This window comes from Streptomyces sp. NPDC102490, assembly GCF_044765285.1.
Lineage (GTDB): Bacteria > Actinomycetota > Actinomycetes > Streptomycetales > Streptomycetaceae > Streptomyces.
Genome location: NZ_JBIWJU010000003.1, coordinates 387,407 through 403,549, shown reverse-complemented (window position 1 = coordinate 403,549; position 16,143 = coordinate 387,407). Strand labels below are relative to the sequence as shown.

The 16,143-nt window shown below is 74.8% G+C and carries 14 protein-coding genes and 1 CRISPR repeat array; of the genes, 10 read left to right on the top strand and 4 right to left on the bottom strand.

Translation table 11 applies throughout. From position 1 onward, the window contains the following. Positions 1–12: 12 nt before the first annotated feature. On the bottom strand, positions 13–1,032 hold the full coding sequence (locus ACIRGB_RS08430) for an NAD-dependent epimerase/dehydratase family protein (protein WP_403860172.1): 1,020 nt from the start codon (positions 1,030–1,032) through the stop codon (positions 13–15). A 355-nt stretch (positions 1,033–1,387) separates the two neighbouring features. Further along, a CRISPR array of direct repeats spans positions 1,388–2,880; the repeat unit is 29 nt; unit sequence CTGCTCCCCGCACCCGCGGGGATGGTCCC. Between the two features lie 201 nt (positions 2,881–3,081). Here ACIRGB_RS08430 and ACIRGB_RS08425 point away from each other — a divergent pair. After that, positions 3,082–3,615 carry a hypothetical protein gene (locus ACIRGB_RS08425; RefSeq protein ID WP_403860169.1) on the top strand — a complete coding sequence of 178 codons (534 nt, stop codon included), beginning with the start codon at positions 3,082–3,084 and terminating at the stop codon, positions 3,613–3,615. Between the two features lie 137 nt (positions 3,616–3,752). Here ACIRGB_RS08425 and ACIRGB_RS08420 read toward each other — a convergent pair whose 3' ends face one another. The 3 genes from ACIRGB_RS08420 to ACIRGB_RS08410 all read right to left on the bottom strand — a co-directional run bounded on the left by ACIRGB_RS08420 (position 3,753) and on the right by ACIRGB_RS08410 (position 6,021). After that, a complete protein-coding gene (locus ACIRGB_RS08420; RefSeq protein WP_403860166.1) occupies positions 3,753–4,634 on the bottom strand; it encodes an endonuclease/exonuclease/phosphatase family protein in 882 nt (293 codons plus the stop codon). A gap of 85 nt (positions 4,635–4,719) precedes the next feature. Then, complete coding sequence (locus ACIRGB_RS08415) at positions 4,720–5,160, bottom strand: SRPBCC family protein (protein ID WP_403860163.1); 441 nt, start codon at positions 5,158–5,160, stop codon at positions 4,720–4,722. Between the two features lie 39 nt (positions 5,161–5,199). Then, on the bottom strand, positions 5,200–6,021 hold the full coding sequence (locus tag ACIRGB_RS08410) for a polysaccharide deacetylase family protein (protein WP_403860160.1): 822 nt from the start codon (positions 6,019–6,021) through the stop codon (positions 5,200–5,202). A 129-nt stretch (positions 6,022–6,150) separates the two neighbouring features. Here ACIRGB_RS08410 and ACIRGB_RS08405 point away from each other — a divergent pair, with 129 nt between their 5' ends. The 9 genes from ACIRGB_RS08405 to rfaE2 all read left to right on the top strand — a co-directional run bounded on the left by ACIRGB_RS08405 (position 6,151) and on the right by rfaE2 (position 16,103). Continuing rightward, positions 6,151–7,143: an NAD-dependent epimerase/dehydratase family protein gene (locus ACIRGB_RS08405; RefSeq protein WP_403860157.1), complete on the top strand. Its 993-nt coding sequence runs from the start codon at positions 6,151–6,153 to the stop codon at positions 7,141–7,143. 120 nt (positions 7,144–7,263) lie between these two features. After that, positions 7,264–8,904 carry a carbamoyltransferase gene (locus ACIRGB_RS08400; protein WP_403860155.1) on the top strand — a complete coding sequence of 547 codons (1,641 nt, stop codon included), beginning with the start codon at positions 7,264–7,266 and terminating at the stop codon, positions 8,902–8,904. After that, entirely contained in the window at positions 8,901–9,935 is a 1,035-nt protein-coding gene (locus tag ACIRGB_RS08395) for a glycosyltransferase family 2 protein (protein ID WP_403860152.1), read from the top strand. Before ACIRGB_RS08400 ends, ACIRGB_RS08395 begins: the two co-directional genes overlap by 4 nt. After that, the gene (locus tag ACIRGB_RS08390) at positions 9,932–10,933 is read left to right on the top strand and encodes an HAD-IIIA family hydrolase (protein WP_403860149.1); all 1,002 of its coding nucleotides are present in this window, start codon (positions 9,932–9,934) and stop codon (positions 10,931–10,933) included. The genes ACIRGB_RS08395 and ACIRGB_RS08390 overlap by 4 nt, the downstream gene beginning before the upstream one ends. Then, positions 10,930–11,919, top strand: a complete 990-nt coding sequence (locus ACIRGB_RS08385; protein WP_403860146.1) for a glycosyltransferase family 9 protein — start codon at positions 10,930–10,932, stop codon at positions 11,917–11,919. Before ACIRGB_RS08390 ends, ACIRGB_RS08385 begins: the two co-directional genes overlap by 4 nt. Next, complete coding sequence (locus ACIRGB_RS08380; protein ID WP_403860143.1) at positions 11,916–12,866, top strand: glycosyltransferase; 951 nt, start codon at positions 11,916–11,918, stop codon at positions 12,864–12,866. Before ACIRGB_RS08385 ends, ACIRGB_RS08380 begins: the two co-directional genes overlap by 4 nt. After that, the gene (locus ACIRGB_RS08375) at positions 12,863–14,083 is read left to right on the top strand and encodes a glycosyltransferase family 4 protein (protein WP_403860140.1); all 1,221 of its coding nucleotides are present in this window, start codon (positions 12,863–12,865) and stop codon (positions 14,081–14,083) included. Before ACIRGB_RS08380 ends, ACIRGB_RS08375 begins: the two co-directional genes overlap by 4 nt. After that, positions 14,080–14,712, top strand: a complete 633-nt coding sequence (locus tag ACIRGB_RS08370; RefSeq protein WP_356371619.1) for an SIS domain-containing protein — start codon at positions 14,080–14,082, stop codon at positions 14,710–14,712. The genes ACIRGB_RS08375 and ACIRGB_RS08370 overlap by 4 nt, the downstream gene beginning before the upstream one ends. An 8-nt stretch (positions 14,713–14,720) precedes the next feature. Then, positions 14,721–16,103, top strand: coding sequence for a D-glycero-beta-D-manno-heptose 1-phosphate adenylyltransferase (gene rfaE2, locus ACIRGB_RS08365; protein ID WP_403860137.1), 1,383 nt, complete (start codon positions 14,721–14,723; stop codon positions 16,101–16,103). Positions 16,104–16,143 lie beyond the last annotated feature (40 nt).

Below are 16,143 nucleotides of genomic sequence, written 5' to 3'. Positions count from 1 at the left end.
GACGACAGTGGTTCACAGGGAGGCGAGGATCCGCGCCTCCTTCTCCGCCGCAATCCCGTGCTCCGCCCGTCGCGGGTGGTTCACGGGGCGTCCGTCTCCCGCCCACCACTCCCAGGTGTCCCGCACCGTGTCGGCGATCGGCCGGCAGCGAAGACCCGCCTCGACCGCACGCCGGGAGTCCACCGCCCAGACACCTGCGTGGGTGCGCCACAGGGGGACCTCGGTCCACTGCTTCACGCCGTGCTCCGTCAGCACGGCCGGGTCCACCCAGACCGGCGTCCCGCTGCTCCCCGTGACCCGCAAGCACTCGGCGAGGAAGTCGCCGAACGAGATCCCGTCGGGATGCGTCACGTTGAAGGCACCGCGGCCTGTGCGGGGGGTGGCGGCCAGATGCACGGCGAAGGCTGCGACGTCCCGGACGTCCACCGGCTGGATCCGCTGCTCAGCGGGCGCGGGCGCGAGCACGCGTCCACCGCGCTGCGCGCGCTCCAGCCACCAGGGCAGCCGGCCCACGTATTCACCGGGCCCCAGAATGACGCCCGGCCGGAGGAAGACCGCCTCGTCGCCGAAGGCCTCGGTGACGGCCCGCTCCCCGCCGGCCTTCTGGAAGCCGTACTTCGTGGGGCTGCCGTCCTCCCCGGTGTAGCCGAACGACCCGTCGGCGTCGGCCGGGCACCGCAGCAGGGGGGAATCCTCCGTCAACGGCTCGTGCGGCCAGCCTTCGTAGACCGAGACGGTGGACAGGTGCACCCAACGGCGTGCGTGCCCGGCCAGCGTGCTGGTGGCCAAGCCGACCTCGCGGGGCGGCAGCTCCGAGCTGGACGTGTCGACGACGGCGTCCCACGGTCCGTGCTGCGCGAGCTTCCGCAGATCCTCCTGGACCGTGCGGTCACCGTGGACCGCCTCCACACCGGGCACGTCCACGCCGGACCGACCGCGGTTGAAGGTGGTGACGTCCCACCCTCGGGCCAGCGCGGTCTCCGCAATTGCCTTGCCCAGAAACCATGTTCCGCCCATGACGAGAATCCTCATGCCCTGATCCTGCCCTGCCTGGGGCGCGGACGACAGGCGAGCTACGCCGCTGGCAGACCCACGAGCGCAGGGGCTCGCACGTCAGAGGTGGCGGCAACGCCGGGAGCGTGATTCCTCTGAACCTGCTCGACGCCGACGGAGGACTGCACGCCAGTGGCTGCCAAGGTGACCAGGCATCAGCTTGATCTGAGACGCCAGCAGGCCCAGCTCGGCCGCACCCCGAACTGGTGTGAGGGGCTGATCAGTCAGTTCTGAAACCGCCTAGGGATTGACACCACCCATGTCGCATTTGCCGGAATCTGCAAAGATTACTGAGAACAGGCCCCCGAGCCCGTAAACTCGCAGGTCAATCAGTCTGCTCCCCGCACCCGCGGGGATGGTCCCCCTGGGCTTGTCCACCGGGAAGGCCGCGTACACTGCTCCCCGCACCCGCGGGGATGGTCCCGACTGGCGCCCCGTCGACTTCGACGGACTCGTCTGCTCCCCGCACCCGCGGGGATGGTCCCGTCAAGTCAACAACACGGCGCGCACTGCCCCCCTGCTCCCCGCACCCGCGGGGATGGTCCCATGCTCGGGACCTGGAAGGCGGGGGTGAGATACTGCTCCCCGCACCCGCGGGGATGGTCCCCGGGCGATCGACTGGGGCCACGCCGACTCCGACTGCTCCCCGCACCCGCGGGGATGGTCCCTCCCGCTCTGCGATGGCCACCTTCAGCACCAGCTGCTCCCCGCACCCGCGGGGATGGTCCCGCTGCGTACTCGATGGGCGTGATCTCGTCGACCTGCTCCCCGCACCCGCGGGGATGGTCCCCGCAACGCGAAGGGGCCGTTCGGCCCGGTCAACTGCTCCCCGCACCCGCGGGGATGGTCCCTCCACCAGGTTGCCTCGTTCACCGTGCCACTCCTGCTCCCCGCACCCGCGGGGATGGTCCCAAGCTCCTGCACACCGGTCCGCTCGACGCGTACTGCTCCCCGCACCCGCGGGGATGGTCCCCGCGACGCCGGCGCCACCCGCCGCGATCAGTGCTGCTCCCCGCACCCGCGGGGATGGTCCCAGGCTCGTGTTCCGGATGCCGGTCCAGGAGTCCTGCTCCCCGCACCCGCGGGGATGGTCCCAAGGTCATCGGCGGCATCACCTGGTTCGTCGACTGCTCCCCGCACCCGCGGGGACGGTCCCTCGGGCAGCTCGGGCGCTTCGGCGTGCTCCCACTGCTCCCCGCACCCGCGGGGATGGTCCCGGAGAAGACGCGATGGAGCCAGCCGACCTGCTCTGCTCCCCGCACCCGCGGGGATGGTCCCTCTGACGTGCGCCAGCCCGCCATGTACCCGAACTGCTCCCCGCACCCGCGGGGATGGTCCCCAGGCGCCGCCGGAGAGAGCACCCTCCATCATCTGCTCCCCGCACCCGCGGGTATGGTCCCCAAGCTCGTGTTCGGTTACCTGATGGCCGGGCCTGCTCCCCGCACCCGCGGGGATGGTCCCGATATTTCGCCCGTAGGTACGCAAAACCCCAACTGCTCCCCGCACCCGCGGGGATGGTCCCACGTCCAGGCCGAGGGCCAGGCCGCGGTAGTCCTGCTCCCCGCACCCGCGGGGATGGTCCCTAACTGTCTGTCATTTGTCGTACCCCCATGGGCTGCTCCCCGCGCCCGCGGGGATGGTCCCGGTCTCGCCGACGAGGCGGTCCAGGCCCCGAACTGCTCCCCGCACCCGCGGGGATGGTCCCTGCGCTCCCAGGCCGCCGAGATGGGACTGGCCCTGCTCCCCGCCCCCGCGGGGATGGTCCCGTCCGACGGACTCATAGTGGACCGGCGCACCGCTGCTCCCCGCACCGCGGGGATGGTCCCCGGTGTAGTCGGGCAGCTGGTTGTGGTGGGGATGCGGGATGGAGGCGGCCTCGGAGCCTTCCAACTCCGTCGCTCGACTCATCGCCCACCACGGGTTCGGGGCTGACAACGGTGCGGGGACAGGCCGTTGACCGGGCCCCGCACCGTGGCGGTACGACGCGCACCGCCGAAACTGTCAGACGCGCCTGGCACGATGCCTGGCATGAGCCCGACAGTAGAACTGACGCAGAGGACCCTGGCTGTACGTGGCTTCCTCGGCTTCGTGCCGTTCCGTCGATTGCCCGGCAGCAACGTCCCCACCGGGCACGGAATCTACGTGGTGATCCGTACGGACGCCTCGCCCCCGTCGTTCCTCCCCACCAGTCCGGCCGGGCACCTCAAGGGACGCGACCCCTCCGTTACCGCCGACCAACTCGGCGATGCCTGGGTGGAGGGGGCAACGGTCGTATACATCGGCAAGGCCGCGGGTCGGGACGGACTGAAGCAGCGGCTTGCCGACTACCGCCGCCACGGCACCGGTCTGCTGGCCGGCCACTGGGGTGGACGTTACATCTGGCAGTTGGCCGACTCGGACGCGCTGCTCGTCGCCTGGCGGCCGATGGTCGAGGGTGACCCGGGTGAGGCTGAACAGTGCCTGATCGACGAGTTCAAAGAAGTCCACGGAGGAGCTCTGCCGTTCGCCAACCTGAGGAACAATGTCCGGAAGGCTCCGGAGACAGACGCCAGCATCGACTAACCCTGAGCGGTATAGGAAGACGAGCAGACCCCGCCGAACTTTGCTCGCGGAGCAGAGCCCCCACGTGCTTTCCCCTGTGTCGTCCGGCGTCCCACGGTTCCCGGAGCCCCTCGGCAGCGGACTCCGAAGAGTCTGCCTCACCCCCGGCCCGGGACCCCCCTGGGCAAGGACACGTCCGCGACCACCGGGCGGTGGTCGGAGGCTGTGGGCTCGGTCGGGACCGTGGCGGTTCGTACGCGTACGGCCTTGTCCACGGCCACGTAGTCGATCCGCTTGACCGGGGCCTCCGCCGGGTACGTGCCGGGGGTGCCCGCCCCTGCGTCGCGCAACTCCTGCCACAGCGGTGCCAGTTCGGGTGCCGGGGGCTCGGCGTTGAAGTCGCCCAGCAGGAACTGGCGCGCGCCCGGCAACTCCGCGCGCTCCCGGGCCATGATCCGCCGGGTGTCGGCGACCTGGGCCCGGCGCACCGACGGGTCCGCCCGGTAGTCGAGGTGGGTCACGAAGACCTGCACCGGCACCCCGCGGACCTTGAGCGTCACCTCGCCGAAGCCGGGCGCGGGGGCCGGCACCGGGTTCTCCTCCTGCGTGGACAGGCGCGTGATCTCGTGGTTCGTCGCGGAACGGACCGGGAAGCGGGAGAGCACCGCCACGCCGTACTCGCGCCGGGGTCCGCCCGCCGTCACGGGGTCGAGGCTGTAGATCGGCGCGAAGGACACCCGCATGCCGAGCCGCCGGGCCAGCTCCCCGGCCACGTCGAGCCCCTGACTGCGGGCTCCCCAGTGCACGTCGACCTCCTGGAGGCCGATCACGTCCGCGTCCAGGGCGCGCAGCGCGGCGGCCTGCCGGTCGAGGTCGAAGACGCCGTCCGAGCCCGTCCCGGCGTGGATGTTGTAGGTGGCGATGCGCAGCGGGACCGAGGGGCCCCGGTCGGCGGCGGAGGCGGTCGGGGCCGTCACGGCCAGGGTCAACAAAGCACCCGCGAGGGTCAGTTGGGTGAAGGTGCGCGCTCTGAGAGACATGCCGGCACGGTACGCGGGAAACGGCGTCGGCGAGGCGCGCGGCTCGATCTCGTCCGTGAGCCGTTCCCTGCCCGCTGCCCCCGGTTCACGGTCGGCGGAGCAGGTGGTCGACGGTGCGGCCGAAGACGTGGCGTCCCGCGCGGGCGAGGAGTCCGTCGAGGAGGGGCGGCAGGAACCGGACGTCCAGCTCCTCGCGCCACCCGACGCGCGTCCGGCCGCCGGGCCCCGCCCCGACCTCGATCTCCGCCCAGCCCCGGACCACCCGGCCGCGCTTGACCAGCCGGCACCGGCCGGGGGCGTCCTCCCGCGGGGGCTGCCAGACCGTGACCTCCATCGGGTCGGCGAAGGCGAGCGGTCCCACCCCCGTGCGGGCCACGACCAGCGTGCCCCGGCGGGTGGGGCCGGGCGGTCCGGCGGTGACCCGGGTCAGCGGCACGGTGTCGCCGTGGCGCTCCCACCGGGTGAGCCGGTGCCAGGCCTCGGCCGGGGCGAGCGGAACGGTGCGTTCGAGCGAGAAGAGGGCCACCGGACGATCGTAGGCAACGCGTCCGCCGGTGAAGCCGTCCTAGCGGTAGACCTTGCCCGGCTCGGCCTTCCCCGGGGCCATCAGCTGGGGGACCGTCACGAAGACGTAGCCCCGCTTCTTGAGCGCGTCGATGATCCCGGGCACGGCGGGCACGGTGCCGTCGTAGATGTCGTGCAGCAGGATGATGCCGTCCCGGGACGCCTGGTCCAGGACCCGCTCGGTGATCAGGTCGGAGTCGTTGGTCTTGTAGTCCTTGGCGGTCACGGTCCACAGCACCTCCGCGAGACCCAGCTCGCGGCTGATGTCGTGCACGGTGTCGTCCGTGCGGCCCTGCGGCGGGCGCATCAGCGTGGGGCGCCGGCCGGTGAGGCGCTCTATCTCCTTGTTCGGGCGCTCCAGCTCGTCCCGTATCTCGTCCGGTTCGGCGTCCGTGAGGATCTTGTGGGTCCAGGTGTGGCTGGCCACCTCGTGGCCCTCGTCGGCCATGCGCCTGACAAGCTCGGGATAGGTGTCGATGTGCCGCTTGCCGAGCAGGAAGAAGGTCGCCGGGACCTGCTTCTCCTTGAGGATGTCGAGCAGCCGGGCGGAGTTCTCGCTCGGTCCGGCGTCGAAGGTCAGCGCGATGCACTTGGCGTGCGCGCAGTCCACGGTGCCGAGCCCGCCCGCGCGGGCCTGGGCGCCGGACGCGACGGCCTTGCCGTCGGCCTGGGCGTCGGCGGCGTTGCGGACGGAGCTGGGGGAGTGCGTCTCCAGCTTCGTGCAGCCGCTCAGCGCGAGGGTGAGCGAGGCCGCGGCCGCGAAGGTCGCGAGCACACGCAACCTGGTCCCCGGTTTGGTCGTCTTCCTGGTCAGCGAAGGCATGCGAGGACTATACGCTGCGAGTATATACGCGGTGCATAGTGCCCCCTCGAATGAGCGTTCGAGATAGAGGAGGGGTGGCCGGGCTACTCAAACCGACACATAAGTGACGGCGAGAGTGAGGAGAAGCCCGTGAGCGAGAGCCCCGGGGCCACCGGCCCCCGAAGCGGACGCACCTGGCGCCGGGCCCTGGTGACCGGCGGAGCCGGATTCGTGGGATCGCACCTGTGCGGCCGCCTGCTCGACGCCGGGACCGACGTCGTCTGCCTCGACAACCTGGCCACCGGCTCCCGCGCCAACGTGGCCGAGCTGGAACGGCGGCGCGGCTTCCGGTTCGTCCGGGGCGACGCCACCGACCCGGCGGCCCTGCGCGGCCTGCCCGGACGCTTCGACCTGGTCCTGCACTTCGCCTGCCCGGCCTCGCCCGTCGACTACCTCCGGCTGCCGCTGGAGACCCTCGACGTCGGCAGCACCGGCACCCGCAACGCCCTGGAGCGGGCCCACGCCGACGGCGCCCGCTTCCTGCTCGCCTCCACCTCCGAGGTCTACGGCGACCCGCTGGAGCACCCGCAGCGCGAGACGTACTGGGGCAACGTCAACCCGATCGGCCCGCGCAGCGTCTACGACGAGTCCAAGCGCTTCGCCGAGGCCCTGGTCACCGCCCACCGCCAGGTGCACGGCACCGACACCGCCATCGTCCGGATCTTCAACACGTACGGCCCCCGCATGCGCACCGGCGACGGCCGGGCCGTCCCGACCTTCATCGCGCAGGCGCTGGACGGCATGCCGCTCACCGTCGCCGGAGACGGCGGCCAGACCCGCTCCCTGTGCTACGTCGACGACACCGTGGCGGGCGTCCTGGCCCTCGCCGCGTCCGGGGAGACCGGGCCGATGAACATCGGCGGCGACGACGAGATCACCATGCTGGAACTGGCCCGCCGGATCGTGGATCTCACCGGCTCCGGCTCCCGCATCCGCTTCGTCGAGCGCCCCGTCGACGACCCCGGCCGGCGCAAGCCGGACACCACCCTGGCCCGGGAACGGCTGGGCTGGCGGCCGCGCGTGAGCTGGAACGAGGGCCTGGAGCGCACCATCGGCTGGTTCGCGCACGCCGTCGCCGCCTGACGCGGACCCGGAATGGTCACTTACGGTGACAATTCGGGTTATCTCCGGAAGTGACCAGTCTCCAAGTGTTTGAGGCAACTGGCCCGCGGCACCCGCCACGCCGAGAGAGGAGCCCGCCCCATGCGCATCCTTGGTATCAACGCCCTGTACCACGACCCGGCCGCCGCGCTCGTCGTCGACGGCCGGACCGTTGCGGCCGCCGAGGAAGAGCGGTTCAGCCGACGCAAGCACGGCAAGCGCCCGGTGCCGTTCTCCGCGTGGGAGGTCCCCGAGCTGTCCGCCCGGTGGTGCCTGGAGCACGCCGGGATACGGCCCGGCGACCTGGACGCCGTCGCCTACTCCTTCGACCCGAAGCTCGCCCGGCCCGCCCGCGACCTGGGCCTGGACGACCCCTGGGACCCGCTGCGGCTCGAGTACGCCCGCCGGGCCCCCGAGTTCCTCGCCGACGCGCTGCCCGGGCTCGACCCGGACCGGGTCGTCTTCGTCCCGCACCACGTGGCGCACGCCGCCTCCGCGGGACCGGCCTCGCCGCACCCCGACAACGACGTCCTCGTCCTCGACGGCCGCGGCGAGTCCGCCTCCCACCTGGCCGGCCGCTACCGCGACGGCAAGCTCGACGTCCTCGCCACCCAGGCGCTGCCGCACTCGCTCGGCCTCGTCTACGAGGAACTCACCGAGCACCTCGGCTTCCTGCGCAGCAGCGACGAGTACAAGGTGATGGCCCTCGCCTCCTACGGCACCCCCCGCCACCTCGACCGGCTCCGCGAGCGCGTCCACGCCACCGGCGACGGCGGCTTCCGCGCCCACGGCGTCGACTGGGCGGCCCTCGCCCCGCCGCGCGCCCGGGGCGAGGACTGGACGAAGGACCACGCGGACCTGGCCGCGAGCACCCAGGCCGTGCTGGAGGAACTGCTCCTCGAACTCGTCCACTGGCTGCACGGCGAGGCCGGGGGCGAGGCCCTCACCATGGCGGGCGGCGTCGCCCTGAACTGCGTCGCCAACTCCAAGATCGCCGCCCGTGGCCCCTACCGGCACGTGTGGGTGCAGCCCGCCGCCGGAGACGCGGGCACCGCCCTCGGCGGCGCCCTGCACGTGGCCGCCGCCCAGGAGGGTGCCGCCCCCGAGCCGATGCCCGGCGCCGACCTCGGCCGCGGCTGGCGCGACGACGAGATCCGCGCCTGGCTGGAGACCGCCGCCATCCCCTACGAGGAGCCGGACGACATCGCCGAGACCGTCGCCGAGGAACTCGCCCGGGACGGCGTCGTCGCCTGGTTCCAGGGCCGCAGCGAGTTCGGGCCGCGCGCCCTCGGGCACCGCTCCCTGCTGGCCCACCCCGGCCGCGCGGAGAACCTGGAACGCCTCAACCACGTCAAGGGCCGCGAGGAGTTCCGCCCCGTCGCGCCCATGGTGCTCGCCGACCGGGCCGCCGACCTCTTCACCGGCCCGGTCCCGAGCCCGTACATGCTCTTCGTGCACGACGTCGACCCGGCGTGGCGCGCGCGCATCCCGGCCGTCGTCCACGTCGACGGCACCGCCCGCATCCAGACCGTCGAGGAACGCCGCGAGCCGCTCGTCGCACGGATGCTGGCCGCCTTCGAACGGCGCACCGGGCTGCCGGTCGTCGTCAACACCAGCCTCAACACCGCCGGGCGGCCCATGGTCGACGACCCGCGCGACGCGCTGGAGTGCTTCGGCTCGGCGCCCGTCGACCTGCTCGCCATCGGCCCCTTCGCGGTGCGCCGGGGACGGGCGTTCGCATGAGCACCGCCCCCGGAACCGGCGCCCCGCGCACCGGCTACGCCGTCGTCGTCCCCACCCTGGTGCGCGACACGCTGGCCGACTGCCTGGCCGCTCTGGTCGCCGCGCACGGCCCCGACCCCGACGAGATCGTCCTGGTCGACGACCGGCCCGACCCCGACACCGACCCGGGCGCGCTGGAACACGCCCTGACCGTCCTCGGCGACCTGCGCGCCCGCACGGTGGTGCTGCGCAGCGGGGGCCGCGGACCCGCCGCCGCCCGCAACACCGGGGCCCGCGCGGTCACTTCGCCCTGGACCGCGTTCCTCGACGACGACGTCCAGGTCGGCCCGCACTGGTGCGACCAGCTGATCCAGGACCTCGCCGAGGCGGCCCCCGACACCGGCGCCGTACAGGGCGTGATCGCCGTGCCGCTGCCGGGGGAGCGCCGCCCCACCGACTGGGAGCGCGGCACCGCCGGTCTCGCCCAAGCCCGGTGGATCACCGCCGACATGGCCTACCGCACCGACGTGCTCAAGCAGGTCGGCGGCTTCGACGAACGCTTCACCCGCGCCTTCCGCGAGGACGCCGACCTCGCGCTGCGCGTCCTCGACGCGGGCTGGCGCATCCGGCGCGGCCGCCGCACCACCCGCCACCCCGTACGGCCCGCCGCGCGCTGGGTCTCCCTGAAGCAGCAGCGCGGCAACGCCGACGACGCCCTGATGCGGCGGCTGCACGGCCCCGACTGGTGGGCCAAGGCGGTCGCGCCCCGGGGCCGGATCCGGCGTCACGCGGCGATCACCGCCGCCGGTACCGCCGCCCTCGCCCTCGCGGCGGCCGGACGCCCCCGGGCCGCCGCCCTCGCCGGGGCCGGCTGGGCCGCGGGCACCGCCGAGTTCGCCTGGGCCCGCATCGCGCCCGGACCGCGCACCCGGGACGAGGTCACGACCATGCTGGTCACCAGCGCGCTGATCCCGCCCGCCGCGACCTGGCACCGGCTCAGCGGACTGTGGCGCCACCGCGCCGCCCCCGCCTGGCGGGAGGTGGCCGCATGAGCCCCGCCGGAAGCCGGGTGAAGGTCGTCCTCTTCGACCGCGACGGCACCCTCGTCCACGACGTCCCCTACAACGGCGACCCGGACCGGGTCCGCCCCGTCGACGGCGCCCGCGAGGCGGTGGCGCTGCTCCGCGCCCACGGCATCCGCGTCGGCGTCGTCACCAACCAGTCCGGCGTGGCCCGCGGCCTGATCAGCGACGGCGACGTCCGGCGGGTCAACCGCCGCGTCGACGACCTGATCGGCCCCTTCGACGTCTGGGCCGTCTGCCCGCACGGCCCCGACGACGGCTGCCACTGCCGCAAGCCGCAGCCCGGCATGGTCCTGTGGGCCGCCGGACGCGTGTGCGCCGGCCCCGCCGACTGCGTCGTCGTCGGCGACATCGGCGCGGACATGGAGGCCGCCGAACGTGCCGGCGCGCACGGCATCCTCGTCCCCAACGACCGCACCCGCCCGCAGGAGACGGCCGCCGCGGCCCACGTCGCCCCGGACCTCCTCACCGCCGTACGCGCGATCCTCGACGGCCCGCCCACGGGGCGGATCCTGGCGAACGAGCGGCCCATCGAGGCGGCGTACCGCCCGGCCCCGGAGACCGGTCCGGAGGCCGGTGCGGAGGCCGGTGCGGAGGCCGGTGCGGAGGCCGGTGCGCGGACGGTCACCGCCGTCACCTCCACCGCAGCCGACGGCCGGCACGGACCCGCCGAGGCCCCGTCCGCCACGGCTCCCGGGCCGGGCGTCTTCGCCCCCCGCGACACCGCCCCCCGCGACACCGCCCCCCGCGACGCCGCCCACCGGACGGTCCCCGCAGGCCGGTCGGCCGCCGCCGCCACCGGGCCGGGCGGAAGCGGACCCGGCGCGAAGCCGAGCGGCCGGAGCCGCGACGGCGCCCCCGCCGAAGGGGGCGCGAGCGGGCCCGCCGCGGACGCGAGCGGTGGGGGACCGGGCGTCGCACCCGGAGGGGCGGCGGCCCCGGACCGCAACCGTGGGAGGCAGAGATGAAGGCGCTCGTCACCCGGCTGGACAGTTTCGGCGACGTCCTGCTCGCCGGGCCCGCCGTGCGGGCCGTCGCCGCGCGCGCCGACCACGTCACCCTGCTGTGCGGCTCACGCGGCGCGCCCGCGGCCCGGCTGCTGCCCGGCGTCGACGAGGTGCTGGTGTGGGAGGCGCCGTGGGGCGGGTTCGAGCCGCCCCAGGTGCGGCGGGACGACATCGACGCGCTCGTGGAGCGGATCGACGCCGACACCGCGCTGGTCCTCACCTCTTTCCACCAGTCCCCGCTGCCCACCGCCCTGGTGCTGCGCCTCGCCGGGGTCGGGTACATCGCCGCCGACAGCGTGGACTACCCCGGCTCGCTGCTCGACCTGCGCCACCAGCGCGCCCCGCACGCCCACGAGGCCGAGGCGGCCCTGGACCTCGCCGAGGCGGCCGGGTTCCCGCGCCCCGACGACGGACGGCTCCGGGTCCACCCGCCGCCCCCCGCCGACGCCCTCACCGGACCCGGCCCCTACGTCGTCCTGCACCCCGGCGCCAGCGTCCCCGCCCGCGCCTGGAGCCCCGAGCGCGCCGCCGAGGCCGTACGCGAACTCGCCGCCGCCGGACACCGCGTGCTGGTCACCGGCGGACCCGGCGAGCGCGACCTCACCGCCCACGTCGCAGGCCGGCACGGCACCGACCTCGGCGGCCGCACCGACGCGCCCGAACTGGCCGGCGTCCTCGCGGGCGCCGCCGTCGTCGTCACCGGCAACACCGCGCCCGCCCACCTCGCCGCCGCCGTCGGCACCCCCGTCGTCTCGCTGTTCGCGCCCGTCGTCCCCGCCGAGCGCTGGCGCCCGTACGGCGTCCCCTACGTCCTGCTGGGCGACCAGGACGCGCCCTGTGCCGACAGCAGGGCCCGGGACTGCCCCGTCCCCGGCCACCCCTGCCTGAACACCGTCACGGCCACCGACGTGGCCGCCGCCGTCGAGAAACTGCTGGGGGAGACATGAGGATCCTCATCTGGCACGTGCACGGGTCGTGGACCACGGCCTTCGTGCAGGGCCCGCACACCTACCTCGTCCCCGTCACCCCCGACCGCGGACCCGACGGCCTCGGCCGCGCCCGGACCTGGGACTGGCCCGACTCCGTCGTGGAAGTACCGCCCGAGCGGCTGCGGGACGAGGACATCGACCTCGTGATCCTTCAACGCCCGCACGAACTCGCCCTGGTCGACCGGTGGCTGGGCCGCCGCCCGCCGCTGGTCTACCTGGAGCACAACGCCCCCGACGGCGACGTGCCCCGCACCCGCCACCCGGCCGCGGACATCCCGGGCGCCATCCTCGTCCACGTCACCCACTTCAACCGGCTGATGTGGGACGCCGGTCCGGCGGACACCGCGGTCGTCGAACACGGCATCGTCGACCCCGGCCACCGCTGGACCGGCGAGCTGGAACGCGCCGCCGTCGTCGTCAACGAGCCGATCCGGCGCGGGCGTACGACCGGAACCGACCTGCTCCCCGAGTTCTCCCGCGCGGCGCCGCTCGACGTGTTCGGCATGCGCACCGAGGCCCTCGCCGAGCACCTCGGCGTCGATCCCGGCCGCTGCCGCACCCAGGACGTCCCCCAGAGCGAGCTGCACACCGAGCTGGCCCGCCGCCGCGTCTACGTCCACCCCGTCCGCTGGACCTCCCTCGGCCTGTCCCTGCTGGAGGCCATGCACCTGGGCATGCCCGTGGTCGCCCTCGCCACCACCGAGGTCACCGAGGCCGTGCCGCCCGGCGCCGGAGTGGTCTCCAACCGCATCGACGTACTGACCGACGCCGTACGCGACTTCCTCGCCGACCCGCCGTACGCGCGGGCGGTCGGCGAGGCGGCCCGTGCGGCGGCCCTGGCCCACTACGGGCTGCCCCGCTTCCTGGACGACTGGGAGCGGCTGCTCAAGGAGGTGACCCGATGAGGATCGCCATGGTGTCCGAGCACGCGAGCCCCCTCGCCGCGCTCGGTGGCGTGGACGCCGGTGGACAGAACGTCTACGTGGCCCGTCTCGCCGAGGAGTTGGCGGGGCGCGGCCACGACGTCACGGTCTACACCCGCCGGGACGCCACCGACCTGCCCGACCGGGTGCCGCTGCCCGGCGGCGCGGTCGTCGAACACGTACCGGCCGGGCCACCCGTGTCCGTCCCCAAGGACGAACTGTTCCCGCACATGCCCGCCTTCGGCGCCCACCTGGCCCGCGCCTGGGCCCGGGAGCGGCCCGACGTGGTGCACGCCCACTTCTGGATGTCCGGCATGGCCTCCCAGCTCGGCGCGGGCCCGCACGGCATCCCCCTCGTGCAGACCTTCCACGCCCTCGGCACGGTCAAGCGGCGCCACCAGGGCATGCGGGACACCAGCCCCTACGAGCGCATCGGCATCGAACGGCAGCTGGGCCGGACCTGTGAACGGGTCCTGGCCACCTGCACCGACGAGGTCGTGGAACTCGGCAACATGGGGGTGCCGCCCCGGCAGGTCTCCGTCGTGCCCTGCGGTGTGGACGCCGAGCACTTCCACCCCGCCGCCGACACCGGCCGCACCCCCGAGCGGCGCCTGCGGCACCGGCTGCTCGCCTGCGGACGACTCGTCCCGCGCAAGGGCTACGACCTGGCCGTCCGCGCCCTGGCCGACCTCCCCGACACCGAACTCCTCATCGCCGGCGGCCCGCCCGCCGGCGCCGTGGAGGACGAACCCGAGGCGCAGCGCCTGACCGGCATCGCCCGCCGCGCCGGCGTCGCCGACCGGGTCCGGCTGCTCGGCGCGGTCGACCCGGACGACATGCCCGCCCTGCTGCGCAGCTCCGACCTGGTGCTGTGCACCCCGGTGTACGAGCCGTTCGGCATCGTGCCGCTGGAGGCCATGGCGTGCGGCGTACCCGTCCTCGCCACCGACGTCGGCGGCCACCGCGACTCGGTCGCCGACGGCGTCACCGGCCGCCTGGTCACCCCGCAGGACCCCGGGGCCGTCGCCGAGGCCGCCCGGGAACTGCTCGCCGACGAGCGGCTGCGCCGCCAGTACGGCCGCAACGGCCGCGAACGCGTCCTGCGGCACTACACCTGGGCGCGCGTCGCCGACGGCGCGGAACAGGTGTACCGGCTGACCCGTTCCGAGCACGCGGTGTCGACGGAGGTGGCGTCATGACCGTGCACCCGCCCGTCGTCGGGCACTGCGACGAACTCCAGGACGCGCTGGGGGCGTTCCGCGCCTCCGCGCACATCACCGAGCGCTGGGGCGAGCGGCTCGCCGCCGTGCTGGGCGGCGGCGGCCGGCTGCTCGCCGCGGGCAACGGCGGCAGCGCCGCCCAGGCCCAGCACCTCACCGCCGAACTCGTCGGCCGCTACCGGGACGACCGCCCGCCGTTCTCCGCGATCGCCCTGCACGCCGACACCTCCTCCACCACCGCCATCGCCAACGACTACGGCGTCGACGAGGTGTTCGCCCGCCAGGTCCGCGCCCACGGCCGCGAGGGCGACGTCCTGATGCTGCTGTCCACGTCCGGCGCCAGCGCCAACCTGCTCTCCGCGGCCGACGCGGCCCGCGCGGCCGGGGTACGGGTCTGGGCGCTCACCGGCTGCGCCCCCAACCCGCTCATGGCGGGCAGCGACGAGTCCCTGTGCGTCGAGGCGCCTTCGACGGCCACCGTCCAGGAGATCCATCTGGTCGCCGTCCACATGATCTGCGCGGCCTTCGACGCGGCCCTGGAGCGCGGCGCGCGGGGCGTACGGAGCACGGGGCGCGCGGGGCGCGCGGCGCAGCGGAAGCGGAGGTGACGGGAGACATGGCCGCCAAGGCTGACAGGAGGACCCCGCTGGTCGTGGTCGGCGACGCGCTGCTCGACCGCGACCTCACCGGCTCCGCCGACCGGCTCGCACCGGACGCGCCGGTCCCGGTCGTCTCGGAGTGCGCCGAGCGCGTCCGCCCGGGCGGCGCCGCCCTCGCCGCGTACCTCGCCGCCCGTGACGGCCGCGAGGTCACGCTGATCGCCGGCATGGGCGACGACCCGGCCGGGCTCGCCCTGCGCGAACTGCTCGCCCCCTGGCTGACCCTGATCCCGCTGCCCCTGACCGGCACGGTGCCGGAGAAGACCCGCGTCCTCGCCCAGGGCCGTCCCGTCGTCCGCCTCGACCGGGGCGGCGGCCGGGTCCGCGAGGCCACGGACGAGGCCCGGGACGCGCTGCGGTCCGCCCGCGCCGTCCTGGTCTCCGACTACGGCCGGGGCGCCGCGGACGCCCTGCGTGACGTGCTCGCCGCGCGCCCGCCGCTGGTGTGGGACCCGCACCCGCGCGGGGGGCCGCCGGTCCCCGGCACCCGCCTGGTGACGCCCGCCGAGAAGGAGGCCCACGGCTTCGCGCCGGACCGGGACCACCCGGGCGGCGGACTGCGCGCCGCCGCGCTCGACGCCGCCGCACTCGTACGGGACTGGCGGGCGGCCGCGGTGTCGGTGACCCTCGGCGCGCGCGGCGCCCTCCTGTCCTACGGCGAACACCCCCTGCTCGTGCCCGCGCCCGCCGCCCACCACGGCGACTCCTGCGGCGCGGGGGACCGGTTCGCGGCCACCGCGGCCGGGCTGCTCGCCGACGGGGCGCTGGTGGGGGAGGCCGTCGAGGGCGCGGTGAGCGCCGCCACCGCCTTCGTCGCCGCGGGCGGCGCGGCCGCCGTGCCCCCGGCCGACTCGGCACCGGCCCCCGCCTCGCCGCCCGACACCGACGACCCCGGCGCCCTGACCGCCCGGGTCCGCGCCGAGCACGGCACGGTAGTCGCCGCCGGCGGCTGCTTCGACCTGCTGCACGCCGGACACGTCGGCCTCCTCCAGGCCGCTCGGCGGCTCGGCGACTGCCTGGTCGTCTGCGTCAACTCCGACGCCTCCGTCCGACGCCGCAAGGGCGGTGGCCGCCCCGTCAACCCCCTCGCCGACCGGGTCCGGGTGCTGCGCGCCCTCGCCTGTGTCGACGCGGTCGCCGTCTTCGACGAGGACACCCCCGAACGCCTCCTCGGCGACCTGCGCCCCGACGTCTGGGTCAAGGGCGGCGACTACGCGGGCGCCGACCTCCCCGAGGCCGCGCTCCTCCAGGAGTGGGGCGGCCAGGCGGTCCTCCTGCCCTACCTCGACGGCCGCTCCTCCACCGCCCTGCTGACCCGCGCGGCCGAGGGAACCCGATGACACCCACACTCCCCGACCGCCCCGGCACCCGCCCTGGCGC

Excerpts from the sequence above, each read along its gene's own strand:
- ACIRGB_RS08400 (WP_403860155.1), top strand. The coding sequence starts at position 7,264 with ATGCGCATCCTTGGTATCAACGCCCTGTACCACGACCCGGCCGCCGCG.
- ACIRGB_RS08395 (WP_403860152.1), top strand. The coding sequence starts at position 8,901 with ATGAGCACCGCCCCCGGAACCGGCGCCCCGCGCACCGGCTACGCCGTC.
- ACIRGB_RS08370 (WP_356371619.1), top strand. The coding sequence starts at position 14,080 with ATGACCGTGCACCCGCCCGTCGTCGGGCACTGCGACGAACTCCAGGAC.
- ACIRGB_RS08375 (WP_403860140.1), top strand. The coding sequence starts at position 12,863 with ATGAGGATCGCCATGGTGTCCGAGCACGCGAGCCCCCTCGCCGCGCTC.
- ACIRGB_RS08390 (WP_403860149.1), top strand. The coding sequence starts at position 9,932 with ATGAGCCCCGCCGGAAGCCGGGTGAAGGTCGTCCTCTTCGACCGCGAC.
- ACIRGB_RS08420 (WP_403860166.1), bottom strand. The coding sequence starts at position 4,634 with ATGTCTCTCAGAGCGCGCACCTTCACCCAACTGACCCTCGCGGGTGCT.
- ACIRGB_RS08410 (WP_403860160.1), bottom strand. The coding sequence starts at position 6,021 with ATGCCTTCGCTGACCAGGAAGACGACCAAACCGGGGACCAGGTTGCGT.
- ACIRGB_RS08430 (WP_403860172.1), bottom strand. The coding sequence starts at position 1,032 with ATGAGGATTCTCGTCATGGGCGGAACATGGTTTCTGGGCAAGGCAATT.
- ACIRGB_RS08385 (WP_403860146.1), top strand. The coding sequence starts at position 10,930 with ATGAAGGCGCTCGTCACCCGGCTGGACAGTTTCGGCGACGTCCTGCTC.
- ACIRGB_RS08425 (WP_403860169.1), top strand. The coding sequence starts at position 3,082 with ATGAGCCCGACAGTAGAACTGACGCAGAGGACCCTGGCTGTACGTGGC.
- rfaE2 (WP_403860137.1), top strand. The coding sequence starts at position 14,721 with ATGGCCGCCAAGGCTGACAGGAGGACCCCGCTGGTCGTGGTCGGCGAC.
- ACIRGB_RS08380 (WP_403860143.1), top strand. The coding sequence starts at position 11,916 with ATGAGGATCCTCATCTGGCACGTGCACGGGTCGTGGACCACGGCCTTC.